The sequence below is a fragment of the Xenorhabdus eapokensis genome (genome assembly GCF_001908105.1).
The window spans coordinates 1-5322 of record NZ_MKGQ01000015.1 but is presented as its reverse complement, the minus strand read 5'-3'; the positions used below and the strand labels follow the sequence as shown (position 1 = coordinate 5322).

Genomic DNA, 5322 nt, shown 5'->3' with positions numbered 1-5322 from the left:
AGGCGGGCCCCTGCCATTAAGGCCATACAACATTCCCAAATACAGGCATCGAAGCTGTTTGAGGCGAACTGTAAGACGCGACTGTCAGCGGTGAGAGTCAGGGCAGGTTGCTGGGTAACTATCAAATTGCACAGGCTCTGGTGTTCGATCATCACCCCTTTCGGTTGCCCCGTTGAACCGGAAGTATAAATAATATAAGCCAGATGGTGTGACGCCAACCCTAGCGCTTGAGGCTCTGGATTGTCAGTCGATTGTGTTGCCAGAGATTGTGTTGTCAGGCACGATTCGGGGTTATCCAGTAAGACCGTGGGCAAGGTGTTAAACTGTACGAGCCATGCTGACTGAGTCAGTGCCGATTGGGTCAGTAAAGCCACGGGTGCCGCATCCTCCAGCATATAGGCCAACCGCTCGGCCGGATAAGTGGGATCAAGCGGCACATAAGCCCCGCCGGCTTTAAGGATAGCCAGTAAGCCGACCACCATTTCCAGACTACGTTCGACACAGAGGGCGACCCGATCATCCGGACGTACCCCTAACGCAATCAGATAATGAGCCAACTGATTGGCGCGGTGGTTTAGCTCACCATAACTCAGTGTTTGCTCCTCAAAGACAGCGGCGATAGCTTCAGGATGTTGTGCGGCCTGCGCCTCAAACAGTTGATGAATCAACGCTTCTTGCGGGAAATCTGCCTGAGTGGCATTGAAATCCACCAGCAGTTGTTGCCGTTCTGCCGCCGGTAAGATGGGGATAGTCCGGATCTCTTGTTGCGGATTATGAACCAGAGCATCGATCAAACCCCTTATGGCCGTTGCCAGATAGGCGTTGATCTGTTCTGGCGCAATGTTGTGGACGGTCAGGGACGTCAGTTGGAAGCCATCCCCTAAATCATCCACGGATAAGGTGATGGGATAGTTAGTCTTTTCCTCTGCGGTCAGAATACGTATGCCTGTCCAGGTGGTCTCAACCGCTTCGGTTTCCCCCGATGGGCCATGACGATAATTGAGCAGGGTGCTGAACAGCGGCATAGGTTGCTCCACGCCACTGCACCGTTGTGCCAGCACTAACGGCGCCTGTTCATGCTCCAGCAAGGTGGTCAGGTTTTGATAGGTCTCCCGTACGGTTTCTTGTACCGTGCGCCCGCCCAGGGAGATACGCAGCGGCAGGGTGTTGATAAACATGCCCAGTATTTGGCCGGCACCCGAACCGCCTTGCAGGCGCCCCAGTAACACGGAGCCAAATACCACGTCATCGCGGCCGCAAGTTTGAGCCAGCACTTGCGCCCATGCCACATGAAACAGCACCCCCGGACTGACACCTAAACGGCGTGCCTGAGTACGGATGGCTTTGGCCAGATCAGGGGCGATAGCGAGATGTGCTTCAATAACAAGGTCATTATCAGTTTGTACATTAAGCACCCCAAACGGTGCCGTGGGTTCATCAATATCCGCCAGTCGGGCGCGGAAATAGGCTTCATGTTCGGCGGCTGGTGTAGCCAGGGTTTGAGCGATAAAGTTGCGATAAGGCAATACCGCCGGCAGCCTCTCGGTATTAGCCTGCAAGATGAGCGCCATTTCCGTAAAAATCAGCTCCAGGGTCATATGGTCACTGACCAGATGATGGAAGCGCAGCGCCAGCAGCCATTCATTTTGGGCCGGATCATGGGCGATATCGGCAGTAAACAGCGGGGCGTGATTCAGATCAATACGGTGCTGGCGTGGATCCGTGTGAGCCAGTATTTGCGCCGGAATATCTTCTATTGTGGCCGCAGTGAATTCACGGACAGTCAGCGGCGCCTGACGCCAGACCACCTGTACCGGTTGTTCCAGTCCTTGCCAATAAATTGCCGTGCGCAGAATATCATGGCGGTTGATGACCTGTTGCAGGGCGTTCAGGAAGCTATCGAGACGATCACGGGTATCGAAAGCGAGTAAACTTCGCAACAGATAGGTATCCCCTTGGGTCTGTAACAGATGGTGGAACAGGATGCCCTCCTGCAAGGGAGACAGGGGATAGATATCCTGCACATTGTTGGCACCGTCTGGGATCTGCTCAACGAGGGTATCAATCTCAGGTTGGGAAAGCGAAACTAATGGCAGCATATCGGGGGTGATGGCCGTGCAACCTGCGGGGATCAGGTTGGGGGGCACAACAAAGGCGCTGGCCTCATGCCGGATAGCCTCAGCCATGTCGGTGAGGATCGGTGAAGCGAATACACGGCGAACTTCGAGCTGCCAGCCCAAATGGCGTAATTCCTCGACCAGACTGACAATCATCAGCGAATGGCCGCCAAGCTCAAAGAAATGGTCATGGCGACTGACCTGTTCCAGACCCAGAAGTTTTTGCCAAATCTGCGCTAGGGCGATTTCGGTCTCCCCGATGGGGGCTTCATAGCCACGCGCCACGACCGCCGATAAATCGGGCGCCGGCAGGGCCTGACGGTCGAGTTTACCATTCGGGGTGAGCGGGAACGTTTCTAACGTGACAAAGGCACTGGGCAGCATATAGTCAGCGAGATACGGCGTCAGTTGCTGACGCAAATCAGCGGGCACCAATTCACCCCCTTCTTCGGGACGCAGATAGGCGATCAGCCGTTTCTGCCCCGGTTCATCTTCGCGGGCAATCACCACTGCCTCACGCACGCCGTCACATTGGGTGAGTCGGGCCTCGATTTCCCCCAGTTCGATACGGAAACCGCGCAGTTTGACCTGAAAATCATTACGGCCCAGATATTCAATATTGCCATCGGGCAGCCAGCGGCCGAGGTCGCCGGTTTTGTACATACGGGCATGGGGTGTGGCTGAGAACGGGTCGGGAACAAAGCGTTCCGCGGTCAACTCAGGCCGGTTGAGATAGCCGCGGGCGACACCGACGCCCCCGATATATATTTCCCCCGCCACCCCCATTGGAACGATTTCCCCGCGGGCATCAAGAATATAGATTTGGATATTGGCAATAGGATGTCCAATTGGCACTTGTCCGGTATAGCGATCGGGAACACATTTCCAGGCAGTGACATCAATGGCCGCCTCGGTTGGTCCATATAAATTATGCAGTTCACTGTGAGGCAAGTGGGACAGACAGTGCTGTTGCAAGGCATAGGGCAGTGCTTCCCCGCTGCATAAAATTTGGCGCAGAGACAGGCAGCGTCCGGCCGGAATGTAATGGAGGAAAATGTGCAACATGGAAGGGACAAAATGGATCGTTGTAATATGACGATTCTCTATCTCTTCCAATAAATAGTGCGGTTCTTTGTGACCGTCGGGGCGAGCCATGACTAATTGGGCGCCAAACATCAGGGGAAGGAAAAATTCCCAGACGGAAACATCAAAACTAAATGGCGTTTTTTGTAGGACGCGATCTTGCGGGGTTAATTGATAAGTCTCCTGCGCCCAGAGTAAACGGTTAACCACACCGCGGTGCTCATTCATCACCCCTTTGGGTAATCCCGTTGAACCAGAAGTATAGAGGACATAGGCCAGATGGCGTGATGTCAGCCCCAAAGCCTGAGTATCGGGATTATCAGTCGATTGTGTTTTTAGGAATGGCTCAGGGTTATTAAGGATGTTATCGAGTAAGATCACCGGTAAAGTGTTGTCGAGTTTATCGCGTAACGTGGTCTGAGTCAGTAACACCATTGGGGCAGCATCTTCAAGCATATACGCCAACCGATCGGTTGGGTAGGCTGGATCAAGCGGAACATAAGCGCCACCTGCCTTGAGGATGGCGAGTAACCCGACCACCATCTCCAGACTGCGTTCGACACAAATCGCTACCCGATCATCAGGATGTACACCCAGTTCAATCAAGTGGTGAGCCAGACGATTAGCGTGACGGTTCAATTCCTCATAGCTGAGAGACTGGTCGCCACACATTACGGCTGTCGCATTGGGCGTTTTCGCAGCCTGGGCTTCGATAAATTGATGGATCAGGGTTTCTTGTGGGAAATCGGCTTGAGTCGCGTTGAAATCGGTCAGCACTTGTTGCCGCTCTGCCGCCGGTAAAATGGGGATATCCCGTATCCTTTGTTGTGGATGGTGAATCAGGGCATCGATCAAGCCGCTTATGGCGGTGAGCAGATAAGCGTTGATTCGCTCTGGTGCGATTTCCGTGACAGTCTGAGCTGTCAGTTGGAAGCCATCCCCTAAATCATCCACTGCCAAAGTGATGGGATAGTTAGTCTTTTCCTCTGCGGTCAAGGTACGTATACCTGCCCAGATAGTCTCAGCCGCCGCGGTTTCCCCCGATGAGCTATGACGATAATTCAATAAGGTACTGAACAGCGGCATCGGTTGCTCTACACTACTGCACCGTTGTGCCAGCACTAATGGCGCCTGTTCATGCTCCAGCAAGGTGGTCAGGTTTTGGTAGGTCTCCTGCACGGTTTCTTGTACCGTGCGCCCGCCCAGAGAGATACGCAGAGGCAGGGTATTGATAAACATCCCCAGTATTTGGCCGGCACCTGAACCGCCTTGCAGGCGCCCCAGTAACACGGAGCCAAATACCACGTCATCGCGGCCGCAAGTTTGAGTCAGCACTTGCGCCCAGGCCACGTGGAACAGGACACTGGGACTGACCCCTAGGCGGCGCGCTTGGGAACGAATGGCTTTTGCCAACGTGGAGTCAATTGGAAGTCGGTGTTCATTGATAACACTATTATCACTTTGTACTTTAAGTATCCCAAACGGCGCGGTGGGTTCATCAATATCGGCCAGTTGAGCGCGGAAATAGGCTTCATGCTCTGCCACGGGCACACTTAATGTTTGAGCGATAAAGTTGCGATAAGGTAATGCCGCTGGCAGCCTCTCGGTATTGGCCTGCAAGATGAGCGCCATTTCCGCCAAAATCAGCTCCAGAGTCATATGGTCACTGACCAGATGGTGGAAACGCAACGCCAGCAGCCACTCATTTTGTGCCGGATCATGGGCGATATCGGCGGCAAATAGCGGGGCGTGATTCAGATCGATACGGTGCTGGCGCGGATCAGTATAAGCCTGTAACTGTGCCGGAATATCATCCATTGTGGCCGCAGTGAATTCACGGACAGTCAGCGGCGCCTGACGCCAGACTACCTGCACCGGTTGCTCCAGTCCTTGCCAGAAGACGGAAGTGCGCAGGATATCATGGCGGTTGATGACCTGTTGCAGGGCGTTCAGGAAGCTATCGAGGCGATCACGGGTATCAAAAGCAAGCAGGCTCTGCAATAGATAGGTATCCCCCTGGGTCTGTAACAGATGGTGGAACAGGATGCCCTCCTGCAAAGGCGCCAGCGGATAGATATCCTGCACATTCTTGGTGCCGCCTGGGATCTGCTCAACGATGACA

General features: G+C 54.0%; 1 protein-coding gene. It reads right to left on the bottom strand.

Annotated elements, in window-relative coordinates:
- Window positions 1-5322 (bottom strand): non-ribosomal peptide synthetase (locus Xedl_RS11515; protein WP_143187426.1); only part of this gene is annotated, 5322 nt, incomplete at both ends.